The 15,406-nt window shown below is 61.9% G+C and carries 12 protein-coding genes; 4 read left to right on the top strand and 8 right to left on the bottom strand.

Annotation, left to right across the window (positions count from 1 at the left end; all coding sequences use genetic code 11):
- Positions 1-80: 80 nt before the first annotated feature.
- From panC to thpR, 8 genes are all read right to left on the bottom strand, one after another.
- The gene (gene panC / locus ASF13_RS11245; protein WP_056236219.1) at positions 81-935 is read right to left on the bottom strand and encodes a pantoate--beta-alanine ligase; all 855 of its coding nucleotides are present in this window, start codon (positions 933-935) and stop codon (positions 81-83) included.
- A gap of 14 nt (positions 936-949) precedes the next feature.
- Positions 950-1,744, bottom strand: a complete 795-nt coding sequence (panB, locus tag ASF13_RS11250) for a 3-methyl-2-oxobutanoate hydroxymethyltransferase (RefSeq protein WP_056236226.1) — start codon at positions 1,742-1,744, stop codon at positions 950-952.
- Between the two features lie 120 nt (positions 1,745-1,864).
- A complete protein-coding gene (gene folK / locus ASF13_RS11255; protein WP_056236229.1) occupies positions 1,865-2,344 on the bottom strand; it encodes a 2-amino-4-hydroxy-6-hydroxymethyldihydropteridine diphosphokinase in 480 nt (159 codons plus the stop codon).
- Positions 2,341-3,756 carry a polynucleotide adenylyltransferase PcnB gene (gene pcnB / locus ASF13_RS11260; protein WP_212411898.1) on the bottom strand — a complete coding sequence of 472 codons (1,416 nt, stop codon included), beginning with the start codon at positions 3,754-3,756 and terminating at the stop codon, positions 2,341-2,343. Before pcnB ends, folK begins: the two co-directional genes overlap by 4 nt.
- Before the next feature lie 58 nt (positions 3,757-3,814).
- On the bottom strand, positions 3,815-4,723 hold the full coding sequence (gene gluQRS, locus ASF13_RS11265; protein WP_056236235.1) for a tRNA glutamyl-Q(34) synthetase GluQRS: 909 nt from the start codon (positions 4,721-4,723) through the stop codon (positions 3,815-3,817).
- Between the two features lie 68 nt (positions 4,724-4,791).
- Entirely contained in the window at positions 4,792-5,247 is a 456-nt protein-coding gene (dksA, locus tag ASF13_RS11270; RefSeq protein WP_056236238.1) for an RNA polymerase-binding protein DksA, read from the bottom strand.
- A gap of 217 nt (positions 5,248-5,464) precedes the next feature.
- The gene (gene sfsA / locus ASF13_RS11275) at positions 5,465-6,169 is read right to left on the bottom strand and encodes a DNA/RNA nuclease SfsA (protein WP_056236240.1); all 705 of its coding nucleotides are present in this window, start codon (positions 6,167-6,169) and stop codon (positions 5,465-5,467) included.
- 9 nt (positions 6,170-6,178) lie between these two features.
- Positions 6,179-6,706: an RNA 2',3'-cyclic phosphodiesterase gene (thpR, locus tag ASF13_RS11280; RefSeq protein WP_056236243.1), complete on the bottom strand. Its 528-nt coding sequence runs from the start codon at positions 6,704-6,706 to the stop codon at positions 6,179-6,181.
- A gap of 76 nt (positions 6,707-6,782) precedes the next feature.
- Between thpR and hrpB the strand changes: the two genes are divergently transcribed.
- The 4 genes from hrpB (at position 6,783) to fhuA (ending at position 15,249) form a co-directional block, all read left to right on the top strand.
- Entirely contained in the window at positions 6,783-9,224 is a 2,442-nt protein-coding gene (gene hrpB / locus ASF13_RS11285) for an ATP-dependent helicase HrpB (RefSeq protein ID WP_056236246.1), read from the top strand.
- 94 nt (positions 9,225-9,318) lie between these two features.
- The gene (gene mrcB / locus ASF13_RS11290) at positions 9,319-11,865 is read left to right on the top strand and encodes a bifunctional glycosyl transferase/transpeptidase (protein ID WP_056236248.1); all 2,547 of its coding nucleotides are present in this window, start codon (positions 9,319-9,321) and stop codon (positions 11,863-11,865) included.
- A 238-nt stretch (positions 11,866-12,103) separates the two neighbouring features.
- A complete protein-coding gene (locus ASF13_RS11295) occupies positions 12,104-12,865 on the top strand; it encodes a phosphatase PAP2 family protein (RefSeq protein WP_072166362.1) in 762 nt (253 codons plus the stop codon).
- Between the two features lie 146 nt (positions 12,866-13,011).
- Positions 13,012-15,249 carry a ferrichrome porin FhuA gene (fhuA, locus tag ASF13_RS11300; protein ID WP_200929783.1) on the top strand — a complete coding sequence of 746 codons (2,238 nt, stop codon included), beginning with the start codon at positions 13,012-13,014 and terminating at the stop codon, positions 15,247-15,249.
- The last annotated feature ends 157 nt before the right edge of the window (positions 15,250-15,406 follow it).

The raw sequence follows: 15,406 nt of genomic DNA on the forward strand, positions 1-15,406 counted from the left end.
CAGCAGGCAGACCTGCGGTCTGGCCTGGCGCGGAGCGTGCTAAAAAACGGCTCACGGTGTGCCGGAGCCGCGCAAATGATTTACTGCGTCAGATCAACCTGCTGGTTGTCGATCAGCCGCGCCTTGCCGAGCCAGGCGGCCATCAGGATCACCCCCCGGCGGCTGTCGACGGTCAGTGGCAGCAGCGTGTCGGCATCGACAATCGCCAGGCCGTCGGCCTGCAGGCCCTGCTCAGCAAGGCGGGTTTCTGCCCCGGAAATCAGCTCGTCCACGTGGCGTTCGCCGCTGGCCAGCTGTTCTGCCACCTGATTCATCACCTGGCTCAGCAGGGGAGCGATCTTGCGCTCCTCTGCGGTCAGGTAGCCGTTGCGCGAGCTGAGCGCCAGGCCATCTTTCGCGCGCACGGTCGGCACGCCAACAATCTCAATGTCAAAGCCCATATCCGCTACCATTTTGCGGATCAGCGCCAGCTGCTGGTAATCCTTCTCGCCGAAGCAGGCCACGTCCGGCTGCACCAGATTAAACAGCTTGCTGACGATGGTGGAGACGCCGCGGAAGTGCCCCGGACGGCTGGCACCCTCCAGCAGCGTGGAAAGTCCGGGCACCTCGACAAAGGTCTGCTCGCCCAGCCCCTGCGGGTAGATATCGGCGGGGGCCGGGGCAAACACCAGGTCTGCGCCGCGCTGGTTGAGCTTTTCGCAGTCCTGCTGCAGCGTGCGCGGGTAGCGGGCCAGGTCGTCGGCACGTTCGAACTGCATCGGATTGACGAAAATCGAGGCCACGACGATATCCGCGCGGGCGCGGGCTTCATCGACCAGCGTCATATGGCCGTCGTGCAGGTTGCCCATGGTCGGCACCAGCGCAATGCGCTGCCCGTCCTGCCGCCAGCGACGGATTTCGCGACGCAGCAGCGGCAGAGTTTCAATAATCAGCACGGTATTCTCCCTTGTTACTGGAAACTGTGTTGGGCCGCCGGGTAGGTCCCGGCCTCCACTTCTGCCGCATACTGACGAACGGCGGCACGGATCTCCCCGGCTTCGGCGAGGAAGTTTTTCGAAAATTTCGGAATATGGCCGCCGGTGACGCCGAAGGCGTCATGCATCACCAGGATCTGGCCGTCGGTGGTGTTACCGGCACCGATGCCGATCACCGGAATTGCCAGCGCCTCGGTCACGCGCTGCGCCAGCGCCACCGGCACGCACTCCAGCACCAGCAGCTGCATGCCGGCCGCTTCCAGCGCCAGCGCGTCTTCCAGCAGGCGGTCGGCGTCGGCCTGCTCGCGCCCCTGCACCTTGTAGCCGCCGAATACGTTTACCGACTGCGGCGTCAGGCCAAGGTGACCACAGACCGGGACCGCGCGCTCGGTCAGCTGTTGCACCGTTTCCGCCAGCCATTTACCGCCCTCCAGCTTGACCATATTAGCCCCGGCGCGCATCAGTACGGCGGCGCTGTCAAAAGTCTGCTGAGGAGTGGCATAGCTCATAAACGGCAGGTCGGCGAGCAGCAGCGCGGCCGGTGCGCCACGGCGCACCGCGGCGGTGTGGTAGGCGATGTCGCTGACGGAGACCGGCAGCGTGGAGTCGTGCCCCTGCACCACCATGCCCAGCGAGTCTCCCACCAGCAGTACCGGAATGCCTTCGTCGGCAAACAGGCGGGCGAAACTGAAGTCATAGGCGGTGAGTGAGGCAAATTTGCGCCCCTGCTGCTTCCACTGGCGAAGCGTGGCGACGGTTGTTGGTTTCATGGTGTCCTCAAAATACCGGGGTTGTGCTGCATCCGGTCACTGGAAAACGATGGGCGTATCTTAATGGAAGGGGCAGGGCGTGCAAAGCGGCATCCATCGCGGAGGCAGCCGTCTGGCCAATTACCAGCGGCGGATGCTGCTGCTGTCGAGTGTTGCCAGTAAAGCGGCCAGCGCGGTGCCATCGGGCAGGCGCAGGTCCGGTGCGATCTCCAGCAACGGCAGCAGCATAAAGGCGCGGTTGTGCATGTCGTAATGCGGCACGGTCAGCCGCTCGCTGGCCAGGGTCAGCGAGCCGAACAGCATAATATCGAGATCCAGCGTGCGCGGGCCCCAGCGGTGATCCTTACGCACCCGCCCCTGCTCCAGCTCAATACGCTGGGTATGATCGAGCAGCGCTTCCGGGCTTAACGTCGTCTCCAGCGCCACAGCGGCGTTGAGATAGTCAGGCTGGTTCGGCGGGCCGTAAGGCGGGGTGCGGTACAGCGACGAGGTGGCAACCCGCGTGGTGGCGGGAATGGCCGCCAGCGCGTCCAGCGCGGACTGCACCTGATGCAGCGGGTCGGCCAGGTTGCTGCCCAGCGCCAGATAAACGCGGGTCATTCGTTGCTGCTGTAGTCACGGCGCGGCGCGCGCTTGCGCGGGCGGCGGGTACGGCGGCGCGGATCCGGATCGTCACCGAGGGTGTTGAGCATGGTTTTCTGCTGCGGCGGCGCGGAGACCTGGAACTCGCCCCACCAGGTGGTCAGGCGGTGCAGCTCTGAATTGTTCTCCACTTCGGCGCGCAGCGCCAGCAGGTCATAGGCGGCGCGGAACTTAGGATGCTCCATCAGCTTCCACGCGCGCTTGCCGTGGCGGCGCGACAGGCGCAGCTGTAGCTGCCAGATATCGCGCACCAGGGTGGTAATGCGTTTCGGGATCGCCAGAGAACGGCAGGCTTCATCCAGCACGTCGTTCATCGCCAGCGCAAAGGCGTCGTAATAAGCCAGCCCGCTCTCCTGGGCAATTTTCTGCGCCGCTTCCAGCTGCGGATACCAGAACATGGCGGCAAACAGGAACGCCGGATTGACACGCATCTGGTTACTGATGCGGGTATCGGTATTTTTCAGCACCTGCAGGATCATCCGCTCCATATTACTGTCACCCTGTTCGGTGAAGTTACGGGTGATCATCGGGAACAGCGGCTGGAACAGCTGATACTCGCGCAGGCGCAGATAGGTCTGGTAGCCGTGGCCGGCCTGCAGCAGCTTCAGCGCTTCTTCAAACAGACGTGCCGCAGGGATATCACGCAGCAGCGTCGCCAGGCGCGGAATCGGCTCAGCGGTTTCCGCCGCCACGCGCATATCCAGTTTGGCGGCAAAGCGTACCACGCGCAGCATGCGTACCGGATCTTCGCGGTAGCGCGTCTCCGGATCGCCGATCATGCGGATAATGCCCTGCTGCAGGTCGTTCAGCCCGCCAACGTAGTCGCGCACGCTAAAGTCGGCGACGCTGTAGTACAGGCTGTTGATGGTCAGATCGCGGCGCTGGGCGTCATCTTCGATCGAACCGAAAATATTGTCGCGCAGCAGCATGCCGTTCTGGCCGCGCTGCGAGCTGTTGCGGTCATCTTCTGGCTGTGCTTCGGCTTCGTGATGGCCACGGAAGGTCGCGACCTCAATGATTTCCGGGCCGAACATGACGTGGGCCAGGCGGAAACGGCGGCCGACCAGCCGGCAGTTGCGGAACAGCTTACGCATCTGCTCCGGGGTGGCGTTGGTGGTCACATCGAAATCTTTCGGTTTCTTACCCAGCAGCAGATCGCGCACGCCGCCGCCGACCAGATAGGCCTCAAAACCGGCTTTGTTCAGGCGGTACAGCACCTTGAGGGCGTTTTCGCTGATGTCCTTGCGCGAGATAGTATGGCGATCGCGAGGGATAACGGTCATCTGACGCACTTCCTCTACCTCGGCTACCGGCAACACGCTATCGCGACTGAGAACCTTTCGGCAAAAATTAGCAACTCGGGTAAAAATGGGACACCTCGATAGTGACAAATAAATCTGGTCGGTAAAAACAGCGGCTAATCATAGCTCAGAGTAATCCATTTGAGAATGATGAAGTCGCCTTATCCTGTAGTGGCGCATCCTTTACGGGAATCTGTAAGGGATTCCAGTCAGCGATCGCCTGCTGTAACAGCCCCTGTAGCTTCAAATCCTGCCAGCCGGCAGCCAGCGGCTGGCCGAGAAACGCCAGCGCCTGTACCAGCGCCGGGCGCGGGTCACCGGGCGGCAGCGGCGGGGCGTGGTTCTGCTTCGACAGCTTGTTACCGTCGTGATTGAGCACCAGCGGCAGGTGCAGATGTGCAGGCACGGGCCAGCCCAGCTGCTGATAAAGCGTTATCTGGCGCACCGTCGGCTCAATCAGATCCGCGCCGCGCACCACTTCGGTAATGCCCTGGAAGTGGTCATCAACCACCACCGCCAGATTATAGGCAAACAGGCCATCGCGACGGTGGATGATAAAGTCCTCAGCCGCCAGCCGCGCATCGGCCTGCACCGTGCCGCGCAGACGGTCGCTGAACTGGCCCACCGGCTGGCTGACGTGCAGACGCACGGCGGCGTTTTGCGGGCCGTGCTGACGCGTGCGGCAGTGGCCGTCGTATAGCCCACCGGCCTGCTGAATACGGCTGCGGGTGCAGGTGCAGAAATAGCTCTGCCCCTGCTGGTGCAGCTGCGCCAGCACCGCGCGGTAAGCCTCATGGCGCTGCGACTGCCACAGCACCTCTCCGTCCCAGTGCAGGCCGTAATGCTCAAGCTGCTGAAGAATGCGGCTGGCGGCACCCGGCACTTCACGCGGCGGATCGATATCTTCAATTCGCACCCGCCAGGTTCCCTGTTGCGCACGCGCCTGCAGATAACTGCCAAGGGCGGCTATCAGAGAGCCAAAATGCAGATCGCCGGAGGGTGAGGGGGCAAAACGCCCGATATAGCGTGATGACATAATACGGGGGGAGCAGGGCAATGAAGCGGGAGACAGCATTCCCGGCTTCATTGCGCCTTCCATCTACCTTAGCCGGCCATCTGCTTTTCGCGGATTTCTGCCAGCGTTTTGCAGTCGATGCACAGATCGGCGGTCGGACGTGCTTCAAGGCGACGGATACCGATTTCAACGCCACAGGACTCGCAGTAGCCAAAATCGTCATCCAGCACTTTCTTCAGCGTCTTCTCGATCTTTTTGATCAGCTTACGCTCACGGTCGCGGTTACGCAGTTCAAGGCTGAACTCCTCTTCCTGCGTGGCGCGGTCAGCCGGATCGGGGAAGTTGGCCGCTTCGTCCTGCATATGCGAAACAGTGCGGTCCACTTCATCCCGAAGCTGGTTACGCCAGGCTTCAAGGATCTTCCTGAAGTGCTCCAGCTGGGCTTCGTTCATATACTCTTCGCCCGCTTTCACCTGGTAAGGCTCTACTCCAGCGATGGCGAGAATACTCAGAGACGAGGTTTTACGGTTTTGCCCTTCTTGCATGTTGTTTCTCCTGGATAACACGCACATACCCGTCACTTTTCTGCCGGCCTGAACGGCCCGGGCGAGAAACTTCGGGGATATCGCTCCCCTTGCGGGGAAAAAACAGGCCGCTATAAATAACAGAAGCGATTCGGGTTGGCAATTATTCCTGATCGCATCTTGACAAGCCTGTGAGGAAAAGCGTAATCGGGCGTATCACAGCAAACTGTGAGCGCTTTTACAACTCTGCCTTAATCGCATTATCAAGGGCGATCCCCTCGGGTGATAACCGCGCCTTATAGCACAGGACTTCCACCCCGCTCTGCCGTGCCTGAGCCAGTAGTTCTGCGTAACGCGCGTCAATATGACGTGCGGGGGCTACGTCCTCAATCCCCGAGTGCAGAACCGCAAAAAACAGAACCGCCCGCTGGCCGGATTGCGCAATCTGAGTCAGCTCGCGCAGATGCTTCTGGCCCCTGGTGGTCACCGCGTCCGGAAAATACCCTTTACCCTGCTGTAACAGCGTCACGGATTTCACTTCAATATAGCAGTCCCGGCGACCCTCTGCCTGTAACCTGAAGTCAATACGGCTGTTTTCGCTGCCATATTTTACTTCCGGCTGCCGGAGCGGGTAACCGGCCAGCTCGGGGATGCGTTCCGCTTCCAGCGCTTCACGCACCAGGGTATTGGCGCGCAGGGTGTTGACGCAGATCCAGTGCCCCTGAGCGGTTTCGGTCAGCTCCCAGCTGTGCGGGTATTTGCGCGTCAGGCTGTCTGACGTCGAATACCACACCGTATCCCCCGGGGTGGCGCAGCCGGTCATCGCGCCGGTATTGGCGCAGTGAATCGTTAACGCCTCGCCCTGTGGGGTTACCACATCGGCCAGGAAGCGTTTATAGCGCTGGACCAGCCGCGCGGGCCGCAGTGCCGGGTAAAATTCCATAGGAAATCCTTATCGTAGTGCCCACTCTGCCAGCGCCTGATAGCGGGTTCGGCCGCGGGAAAATTGCGACTGAAACAGCACGAAGCGCTCAACCGGAAATGACCAGCAAAAATTCCGCGGCGGCAGTGACACCGGCTGCAGAGCCTGCCTGAGTAATGTGACATGCGGATGAAAGGGCAGCGGCGTTTGATAACAGCCGCTGCGCGCCGCCTGGGAACGCAGCAGCGCTGCCAGCTGCAGCAGTCCACGCGGTGCCTGGCGCGGCCCCAGCCAGACAACGCCGGAGCGCGGCCAGTGGCCGGCATCATCCAGCGTCAGAGTAAAACCCGGCTGCGCGATACGCCCGGCCTGCTGCATCAGCGCGCGGGTTTTCTCCTCGCTCACCTCGCCTAAAAACGCCAGCGTCAGGTGCAGGCTGTCGGCGGCCATCGGCTGGCCGGCTTCCGCCGGGAAGGTAGCGGCCCGCCAGGCGATCAGCTCCTGCCGGCACTGCTGCGGCAGTTCAAGGCCGAAAAACAACCGTTTTTGTTCACGCATCGCGCCCTCCGGTAAATCTGTGCCGGGAATGCTACAATGGCGGGCAGATTAAGACCATGACGTTCTGGAGCAGATCGTGAGTTTATTACCCGTCAGTGCCGTGTTGCCTGAATTGTTAACGGCGCTGCAGACCTCCCCGCAGGTGCTGCTGGCCGCCCCGACCGGCGCGGGTAAATCCACCTGGCTGCCGCTGCAGATCCTTAAGCAGGCCGATTTTGCAGGCAAAATTTTGCTGCTGGAGCCGCGGCGGCTGGCGGCGCGTAACGTGGCGCAGCGGCTGGCCGAACAGCTGGGTGAGCAGCCGGGCGGCACCGTGGGCTACCGCATGCGCGGTGAAAGCTGCAGCGGCCAGCAGACCCGCCTGGAGGTGGTGACCGAAGGGATCCTCACCCGCATGCTGCAGCAGGATCCAATGCTGGAAGGCGTGTCGCTGGTGATCCTCGATGAGTTTCACGAGCGCAGCCTGCAGGCGGATCTGGCGCTGGCGCTGCTGCTGGACGTGCAGCAGGGGCTGCGTGACGACCTGAGCGTGCTGATTATGTCGGCCACGCTGGATAACAGCCGCCTGCGCGAGTATTTACCGCAGGCACCGCTGATTGTCTCCGAAGGGCGCTCGTTTCCGGTCGAACGTCGCTATCAGCCGCTGGCGGCAAACCTGCGCTTTGAACAGGCGGTGGCCCGCCAGGTCAGCCAGTTGCTGCGCGAGGAGCACGGCTCGCTGCTGCTGTTCCTGCCCGGCGTAGCGGAGATCCAGCGGGTGCAGCGCGAGCTGGCGGAGACGGTGGCCGCAGACGTCGACCTCTGCCCGCTGTACGGCGCGCTGTCGCTGGCCGAACAGCGTCGGGCGATCCTGCCCGCCGCCGCCGGTCGGCGCAAGGTGGTGCTGGCGACCAATATTGCCGAGACCAGCCTGACCATCGAAGGGATCCGCCTGGTGGTGGACAGCGCGCTGGAGCGCAGCGCGCAGTTCGATCCGCGCAGCGGCATCAGCCGCCTGCTGACCCAGCGCGTCAGCCAGGCCTCAATGATCCAGCGCGCCGGCCGTGCCGGGCGTCTGGAGCCGGGGATCTGCCTGCACCTGCTGCCCGCCGAACAGGCGGAGCGCGCGGCGGCGTATTCTGAACCGGAGATCCTCAACAGCGATCTGGCGCCGCTGTGGCTCGACGTGCTGCAGTGGGGGTGCCACGACGTGGGGCAGCTGCGCTGGCTGGATACGCCACCGCAGGCCGGCATTCACGCGGCGCGTCAGCTGTTACTGCAGCTCGGAGCCTGTGAGGCCGCGGGCCCGTTGACGGCGAAAGGCCGCCGCATGGCGGTGCTGGGCAGCGAACCCCGGCTGGCGGCGCTGCTGCTGGCCGCGGACGGCGAGCCGGATGCGGTGGCCAGCGCCTGTCAGCTGGTGGCAATCCTTGAGGAGCCACAGCGCGGCAGCAGCGATCTGCGTGACAGCTTCTCTCGCCGCCTGCCGCAGTGGCAGCGCCGCGCGCGCCAGCTGCAGCAGCGGCTGGGCGTCAGCGGGGGGCAGGCCGACCCGGCGCGGCTGCCGCGGCTGCTGGCGGCAGCCTTCCCGGACCGCATTGCCCGACGGCGCGGCGACGATGGTCGCTATCAGCTGGCTAACGGCAGCGGGGCGTCGCTGGGCCATGATGACGCGCTGACCCATTATGAATGGCTGATCGCGCCACAGCTGCTGCAGAGCGGCAGCCAGAGCGAAGCGCGCATCCTGCAGGCGCTGCCGATTTCGCTGGAGCCGCTGCTGCGCGAGCTGCCCGCGCTGGTGCAAAAGCAGACGGAAGTGGAGTGGGACGACGAGAAGGCGACGCTGCGCGCCTGGCGCCGCGAGCAAATTGGCCAGCTGGTGCTAAAATCACAGCCGCTGGCGAAACCGGACGCGCCCGATCTGCACGCCGCCATGCTGCGCTGGGTACGGCAGAAGGGGCTGGCGGTGCTGAACTGGAGCGTACAGGCGCAGCAGCTGCGCCTGCGGCTGATCTGCGCCGCACGCTGGCTGCCGGAGCACGACTGGCCGGCGGTGGATGACGCGGCGCTGCTGGCGACGCTGGAACAGTGGCTGCTGCCGGCCATGAGTGGGGTCGGCGATGGCAGGGCGCTGAAGCAGGTGGATATTTACGCCGCGCTCTTACAATTGCTCACATGGTCACAACGTCAGCAGCTGGATAGTGCTCTGCCAACTCATTACACTGTGCCCACCGGAAGCCGCCTGCCCATCGGCTATCATGAAGATAAGCCGCCGGTGCTGGCGGTGCGCCTGCAGGAGATGTACGGCGAGGCGCAAAACCCCACCGTTGCCGCCGGTCGCGTGCCGCTGGTGCTGGAACTGCTCTCCCCCGCGCAACGCCCGCTGCAGATCACCCGCGATCTGGCGGCGTTCTGGGCCGGTGCCTGGCGTGAGGTGCAGAAAGAGATGAAAGGTCGCTACCCGAAACATCTGTGGCCTGACGACCCGGCAAACGCGCAGCCGACCCGGCGGGTCAAAAAATTTAGTACACCGAATTAATCCCTCCATTTCAGAAGGTTCCCCTTCCGCAATGGTCTGAGTAAGAACAGAGTAGTCGGCCTGGCCGACGCCCGTTTCCGGAGAAAGAAAACGCATGTCTGACGATCGCGAACCTATCGGACGTAAAGGAAAGCAGCCAAAACCCCCGCGAAGTACGGCGGGACGGGGCCGCCGCAGGGAGGATGAGGATGACTACGATCGGGATGATGAACAGGAAGAGGAGGTAACACCGGTGCCACGCAAAGGAAAAGGCAAGGGATCGACGCCGCGCAAACGGCGCGGCTGGTTCTGGCTGTTAGTCAAGCTGCTGGTGATTTTTGCGGTGCTGATGGCGATCTACGGCGTTTACCTGGATTCGCAGATCCGCAGCCGTATTGACGGCAAAGTCTGGCAGCTGCCGGCGACGGTGTATGGCCGCATGGTCAGCCTTGAGCCGGGCATGTCGTACAACAAGAAAGAGATGATTGCGCTGCTGGAAGGCACGCAGTATCGCGAAGTGACGCGCATGACCCGGCCCGGGGAGTTCACCGTGCAGGGCAACAGCATTGAGATGATCCGCCGCCCGTTTGATTTCCCCGACAGCAAAGAGGGGCAGATCCGCGCGCGGCTGACCTTCAGCGGTGACCAGCTCAGCGATATCAAGAACCTCGACAGCGGCCGCAGCTTCGGCTTCTTCCGCCTTGACCCGCGGCTGATCACCATGCTGCAGTCGCCGAACGGCGAGCAGCGCCTGTTTGTGCCGCGTGCCGGTTTCCCGGACCTGCTGGTCGATACCCTAGTGGCCACCGAAGATCGCCACTTCTACCAGCATGACGGTATCAGCTTCTACTCGATTGGCCGTGCATTCCTTGCCAATATCACCGCCGGTCGTGCGGTGCAGGGCGGCAGTACGCTGACTCAGCAGCTGGTGAAGAACCTGTTCCTGACCAACGAGCGTTCGCTGTGGCGTAAGGCCAATGAAGCCTATATGGCGCTGATTATGGACGCGCGCTACAGCAAAGACCGTATTCTGGAGCTCTACCTGAACGAGGTGTATCTCGGCCAGGCCGGTAACGATCAGATCCGTGGCTTCCCGCTGGCCAGCCTCTACTACTTTGGCCGCCCGGTGGATGAGCTGAGCCTCGATCAGCAGGCGCTGCTGGTCGGCATGGTGAAAGGTGCGTCGCTGTATAACCCGTGGCGTAATCCGAAACTGGCGCTGGAACGCCGTAACCTGGTGCTGCGCCTGCTGCAGCAGCAGAAGGTGATCGACCAGGAGCTGTACGACATGCTCAGCGCGCGTCCGCTGGGCGTGCAGCCGAAAGGCGGCGTGATCACGCCGCAGCCGGCCTTTATGCAGATGGTGCGTAACGAACTGCAGGCGAAGCTGGGCGATAAGGTGAAAGATCTCTCCGGGGTGAAAATCTTCACCACGCTGGATTCCGTGTCGCAGGATGCGGCGGAAAAAGCGGTGGAAGAGGGGATCCCAGCCCTGCGTAAGCAGCGCGGCCTGAACGATCTGGAAACCGCGATGGTGGTGGTCGATCGCTTTAGCGGCGAGGTGCGGGCAATGGTCGGCGGGGCCGATCCGCAGTTTGCCGGCTACAACCGTGCGCTGCAGGCGCGCCGTTCAATCGGCTCGCTGGCGAAACCGGCCACCTATCTGACCGCGCTCAGCCAGCCTGATGCCTATCGCCTGAACAGCTGGATTGCCGATAACCCGATCGCCCTGAAGCAGCCGAATGGCCAGGTGTGGAAACCGCAGAACGATGACCGCCGCTTTAGCGGCCAGGTGATGCTGGTGGATGCGCTGACCAACTCAATGAACGTGCCGACCGTAAACCTCGGTATGACGCTGGGGCTGCCGCAGGTGGTGGACACCTGGACCAAACTCGGCGTGCCTGCCGATCAGCTGAAGCCGGTACCGGCGATGCTGCTCGGTGCGCTGAACCTGACGCCGATTGAAGTGGCGCAGGCGTTCCAGACCATCGCCAGCGGCGGCAGCCGTGCGCCGCTGTCGGCGGTGCGTTCGGTGATTGCCGAAGATGGTAGCGTGCTGTTCCAGAGCTTCCCGCAGGCGGAACGTGCGGTGCCGGCGCAGGCCGCCTACCTGACGCTGTACACGCTGCAGCAGGTGGCCGATCACGGTACCGCGCGGGCGCTGGGGGCAAAATTCCCGAAAGCCACGCTTGCCGGTAAGACCGGTACCACCAATGACCTGATTGACAGCTGGTTCGCCGGTATTGACGGTAAAGAGGTGGCGATCACCTGGATCGGCCGTGATAACAACCAGCCGACCAAGCTGTACGGGGCCAGCGGTGCGATGCAGCTCTACCGTCGCTATCTGGAGAACCAGGCGCCGCTGCCGCTGCAGCTGACGCCGCCGGAGGATATCGCGCCGATGAGCGTTGACTCGGCCGGCAGCTTCGTCTGCGACAGCGCCAGCAGCAGCTGGCGCAGGCTGCCGGTGTGGACCACGGATGCCCAGGCGCTGTGCCAGCAGCAGCAGCAGGTTCAGCAGCAGCAGATGCTGCAGCAGCAAAATCAGCAGCAGACGCAGCAGCAGACGCAGCAGGGCCAGCCGCAGCAGAATCAGCAGCCAAATGAACAGAAAGACAGCGACGGCGTAGCGGGCTGGATTAAGGATATGTTCGGCCAGTAATCCGGTGCGACCCTGTTATCTGCGGTACCCGAAAGCCTGCCTTGCGCAGGCTTTTTTTATGGTTTTAACAGGGGTTTATTAGAGCTTTTTGTTATTAAGGCCTTTAACTGTCTTTGATTTCAAATGCTTTTTTACTGGAGTTCTTTCCTGAAAGATCCTGTAAATTGATCCGGCTCGCATTTTATCCACGTCATCTGGGTAAGGATGGGCACGCAAACAATCACACATGGATCTTTTTATGAAACTTCAGTACAGGATGAGTGCGTTATTACTGAGCAGTATTCTGCTTTCCCCGCTGGCCGCTCAGGCCGATCAAATGACCGAACTGTTGGGGCAGCCGCCCGACGTGCCGTTGCATGCCCCGGAAGGATCGGTGAACAGCGAGTACTATCTGCCGTCACCGCCGGATAAAGGAAGCGCGGATTATAAAGAGGATGAGGCTGCCTACCTGAAGGGCTATGCCATGAAAGGTTCGCCGCGCTGGCAACAGGCCACCTCCGATGCCGATCTGCACATTGCTAACGTCGCGCAGATCTTCTCGCAGGTGCTGGGCACGCCGATTGACCAGAAAAAGACCCCGGCGACCTGGACGCTGCTGGGCGATCTGCTGGTCGCGGGCGCGGTGGATGCCCCGGCCGCGGCCAAGGAGCACTATATGCGCGTTCGGCCCTTTGTGGTGTTTGGTCATCACACCTGTCAGCCGGTGAGCGATGAAGAAGGGCTGCGTAAAAACGGCTCCTATCCCTCCGGGCACACCACCTTTGGTACGCTGACCGCGCTGGTGCTGGCACAGGTTCGCCCCGATCGTGCCCAGGAGCTGGCAAAGCGCGCCTGGGATTATGGCCAGAGCCGGGTGATCTGCGGTGCGCACTGGCAGAGTGACGTTAACGCCGGCCGTTACGTGGGCGCGGTGGAATTTGCCCGTCTGCAAACCCTACCGGCCTTTCAGCAGGCGCTGAAGCAGGCGAGTGCTGAACTGAAACCGACGGCCACACAGTAACAAATCCTTAACAGGGGAGCGCCTGCTCCCCTGTACCCGCTGTGCTGAATTCCGCGCCAGCGCTCTTTTGATCCCCTTGCCGCTGCAATCACATTGCTACTTTGCTAACCCGAAACAGAAGGGCATTTATTAAGGGACAAACTGCTATGTCGATGACCAGAGAAGCACCCGTAGATTACCGAACAGCCCCCCCTCATCCCGCCGCCGTATCATGCTGTCCGCCCCGAACGCGATCGCTGCCGCGTTGTCTGCAGGCTCTGCTGCAGGGGCTGATCCCGCTGTCACTGCTGCTGGCGGGCGGTGCTGTACGGGCAGACGATGCCACGATGACCGTTACCGCACCTGAGCCGGTAAAAGAGGATGCCTGGGGTTCAGCGGCCACCATCGCCGCGAAGCGCAGCGTGTCCGGCAGTAAAACCGCAACTGAGATCAAAAAAATCCCCCAGTCGCTGTCGGTGGTGACCCGCCAGGAGCTGGATACCCGCCAGCCTCAGTCGGTGAAGGAGGCGCTGGGCTATACGGCGGGGGTGATGGTGGATTCCACCGGGCCTTCCGCCTTTTACGACAATCTTAAGGTGCGCGGATTCGGCGAGTGGAACCTTGACGAGTATATGGATGGCCTGCGGCTGCAGGGCAACAACTATGCGCAGCCCTCCGTTGACCCTTATCTGCTGGAGCGCATTGAAGTGCTGCGCGGCCCCTCATCGGTGCTGTACGGCAGAAGCAACCCGGGCGGGGTGGTGTCACTGTTCAGCAAGCAGCCGACGGGGAAGCGCCTGCGTGAAATCCAGTTTAAGGCGGGAACGCGCAACCTGTGGCAGACCGGCTTTGATTTCGGCGATGTGCTGAATGACGATGCCCGCTACAGCTGGCGGCTGACCGGCGTGGCGCGAAGCGGCGACACCCAGGCGCAGGGGCCGAAAGAGAAGCGCTATAGCATCGCGCCATCGTTCCGCTGGCAGCCGGATGAACATACCTCGCTGACGCTGCTGACCAGCTTCCAGCACGATCCCGACGTCGGTTTCTGGGGCTGGCTGCCGCGTCAGGGTACGGTGGTGCCCTTTACCGGCAGGGACGGCAAACAGCACAAGCTGCCGACCGATTTTATGGACGGGGAAAAGAGTACCCGCCTGAAACGCAGCCAGAATCTGGTCGGCTACCGCTTCAGCCACGATCTGAACGATAACTGGCAGGTACGGCAGAACCTGCGCTATATGCACCTGGACTCCCATTACTTTGGCATTAACGGCAACGGGTACCAGGCTCCGCAGACGCTGATGCGTGCTTCGGCGAAGGATGACGAACGGCTGTCGAATATGGATGTGGACACCCAGCTGGAAGGCAGCCTGTCATCCGGCCCGGTGGGTCACCGCCTGCTGTTTGGCGTTGACTATGTGCATATGCGCGATGATATGAGCGGGTGGTACGGTGGGGCAGAGCCGATTGATATGCTGGATCCGCATTACGGTAATGACAAGGTCACCGCCGCGCTTTACGGCTGGCAGAATCAGCTGATAAAGCAGCAGCAGACCGGCCTCTACACTCAGGATCAGGCGCAGTGGAAACGGTGGCTGTTAACGCTGGGCGGGCGTTACGACTGGGCGATGACCTCCTCTTATGACAAGGACGCCAGAAAAACCACCCGCAAAAACGATGCGCAGTTTACCTGGCGCGGCGGGTTAAACTATCTGTTTGATAACGGCATCACGCCTTATTTTGGCTACAGTGAATCCTTTGAGCCGACCAGCGGTACCGATTTCGACAAGCGTGCCTTTGTGCCCACGCGCGGCAGGCAGTATGAGGTCGGGGTGAAATATCTGCCGTCCGATCGACCGGTGTCGGTGACCGCGGCGCTGTTTCAGCTGACGCGCAGCCACAATCTGATGTCAGATCCGAACCATTTCAGGTACCAAATCCAGACCGGCAAACTGCGCTCACGCGGCGTTGAGCTGGAAGCGAAGGGCGCGCTCAGTGCCAGTATCAATGCCACGGCTGCCTATACCTATACGGATATGCGCTATTCCCGCGACCTCGGCAGCAATGCCGATAAGCGGCCGACGCAGGTGCCCAAAAATATGGCATCAGCGTGGCTGGATTACACATTCCATGAAACGGCACTGAGCGGCCTGAAGCTGGGCAGCGGGGTGCGTTACGTCGGCAGCGCCTGGGGCAACAGCCGCAACGATTTTAAAACCACCGGCTTCACGGTGGTGGATGCTCTGATGAGCTACGATCTTGCGCGGTTTAACCTGCCCGGTTCATCGCTGGCGCTGAACGTGCAGAACCTGTTTGACCGCCACTATGTTGCCAGCTGCGGCTCAGACAACATGTGCTTCTGGGGTAACGATCGCCGTATTATTGCTACTGCCACCTTCCAGTTCTAATCGAATCATTTAGTTAGCGCCAGACCCCCGGGAACCCCTTATCTGACAAGGCTTAGCGCCGTGTTGGTAAGGGGTTTTTTCTTGCAGAAATGAACCCCTTTCGCATATTATCCAATCGTTATAATAATTATTATCGTTTCGTTTTACATTCACCCGG

The sequence above is a fragment of the Erwinia sp. Leaf53 genome, from assembly GCF_001422605.1.
Lineage (GTDB): Bacteria > Pseudomonadota > Gammaproteobacteria > Enterobacterales > Enterobacteriaceae > Erwinia.

Coding starts and splice junctions, on each gene's coding strand:
- panB (WP_056236226.1), bottom strand. CDS start 1,744: ATGAAACCAACAACCGTCGCCACGCTTCGCCAGTGGAAGCAGCAGGGG.
- folK (WP_056236229.1), bottom strand. CDS start 2,344: ATGACCCGCGTTTATCTGGCGCTGGGCAGCAACCTGGCCGACCCGCTG.
- gluQRS (WP_056236235.1), bottom strand. CDS start 4,723: ATGTCATCACGCTATATCGGGCGTTTTGCCCCCTCACCCTCCGGCGAT.
- dksA (WP_056236238.1), bottom strand. CDS start 5,247: ATGCAAGAAGGGCAAAACCGTAAAACCTCGTCTCTGAGTATTCTCGCC.
- sfsA (WP_056236240.1), bottom strand. CDS start 6,169: ATGGAATTTTACCCGGCACTGCGGCCCGCGCGGCTGGTCCAGCGCTAT.
- thpR (WP_056236243.1), bottom strand. CDS start 6,706: ATGCGTGAACAAAAACGGTTGTTTTTCGGCCTTGAACTGCCGCAGCAG.
- mrcB (WP_056236248.1), top strand. CDS start 9,319: ATGTCTGACGATCGCGAACCTATCGGACGTAAAGGAAAGCAGCCAAAA.
- ASF13_RS11295 (WP_072166362.1), top strand. CDS start 12,104: ATGAAACTTCAGTACAGGATGAGTGCGTTATTACTGAGCAGTATTCTG.
- fhuA (WP_200929783.1), top strand. CDS start 13,012: ATGTCGATGACCAGAGAAGCACCCGTAGATTACCGAACAGCCCCCCCT.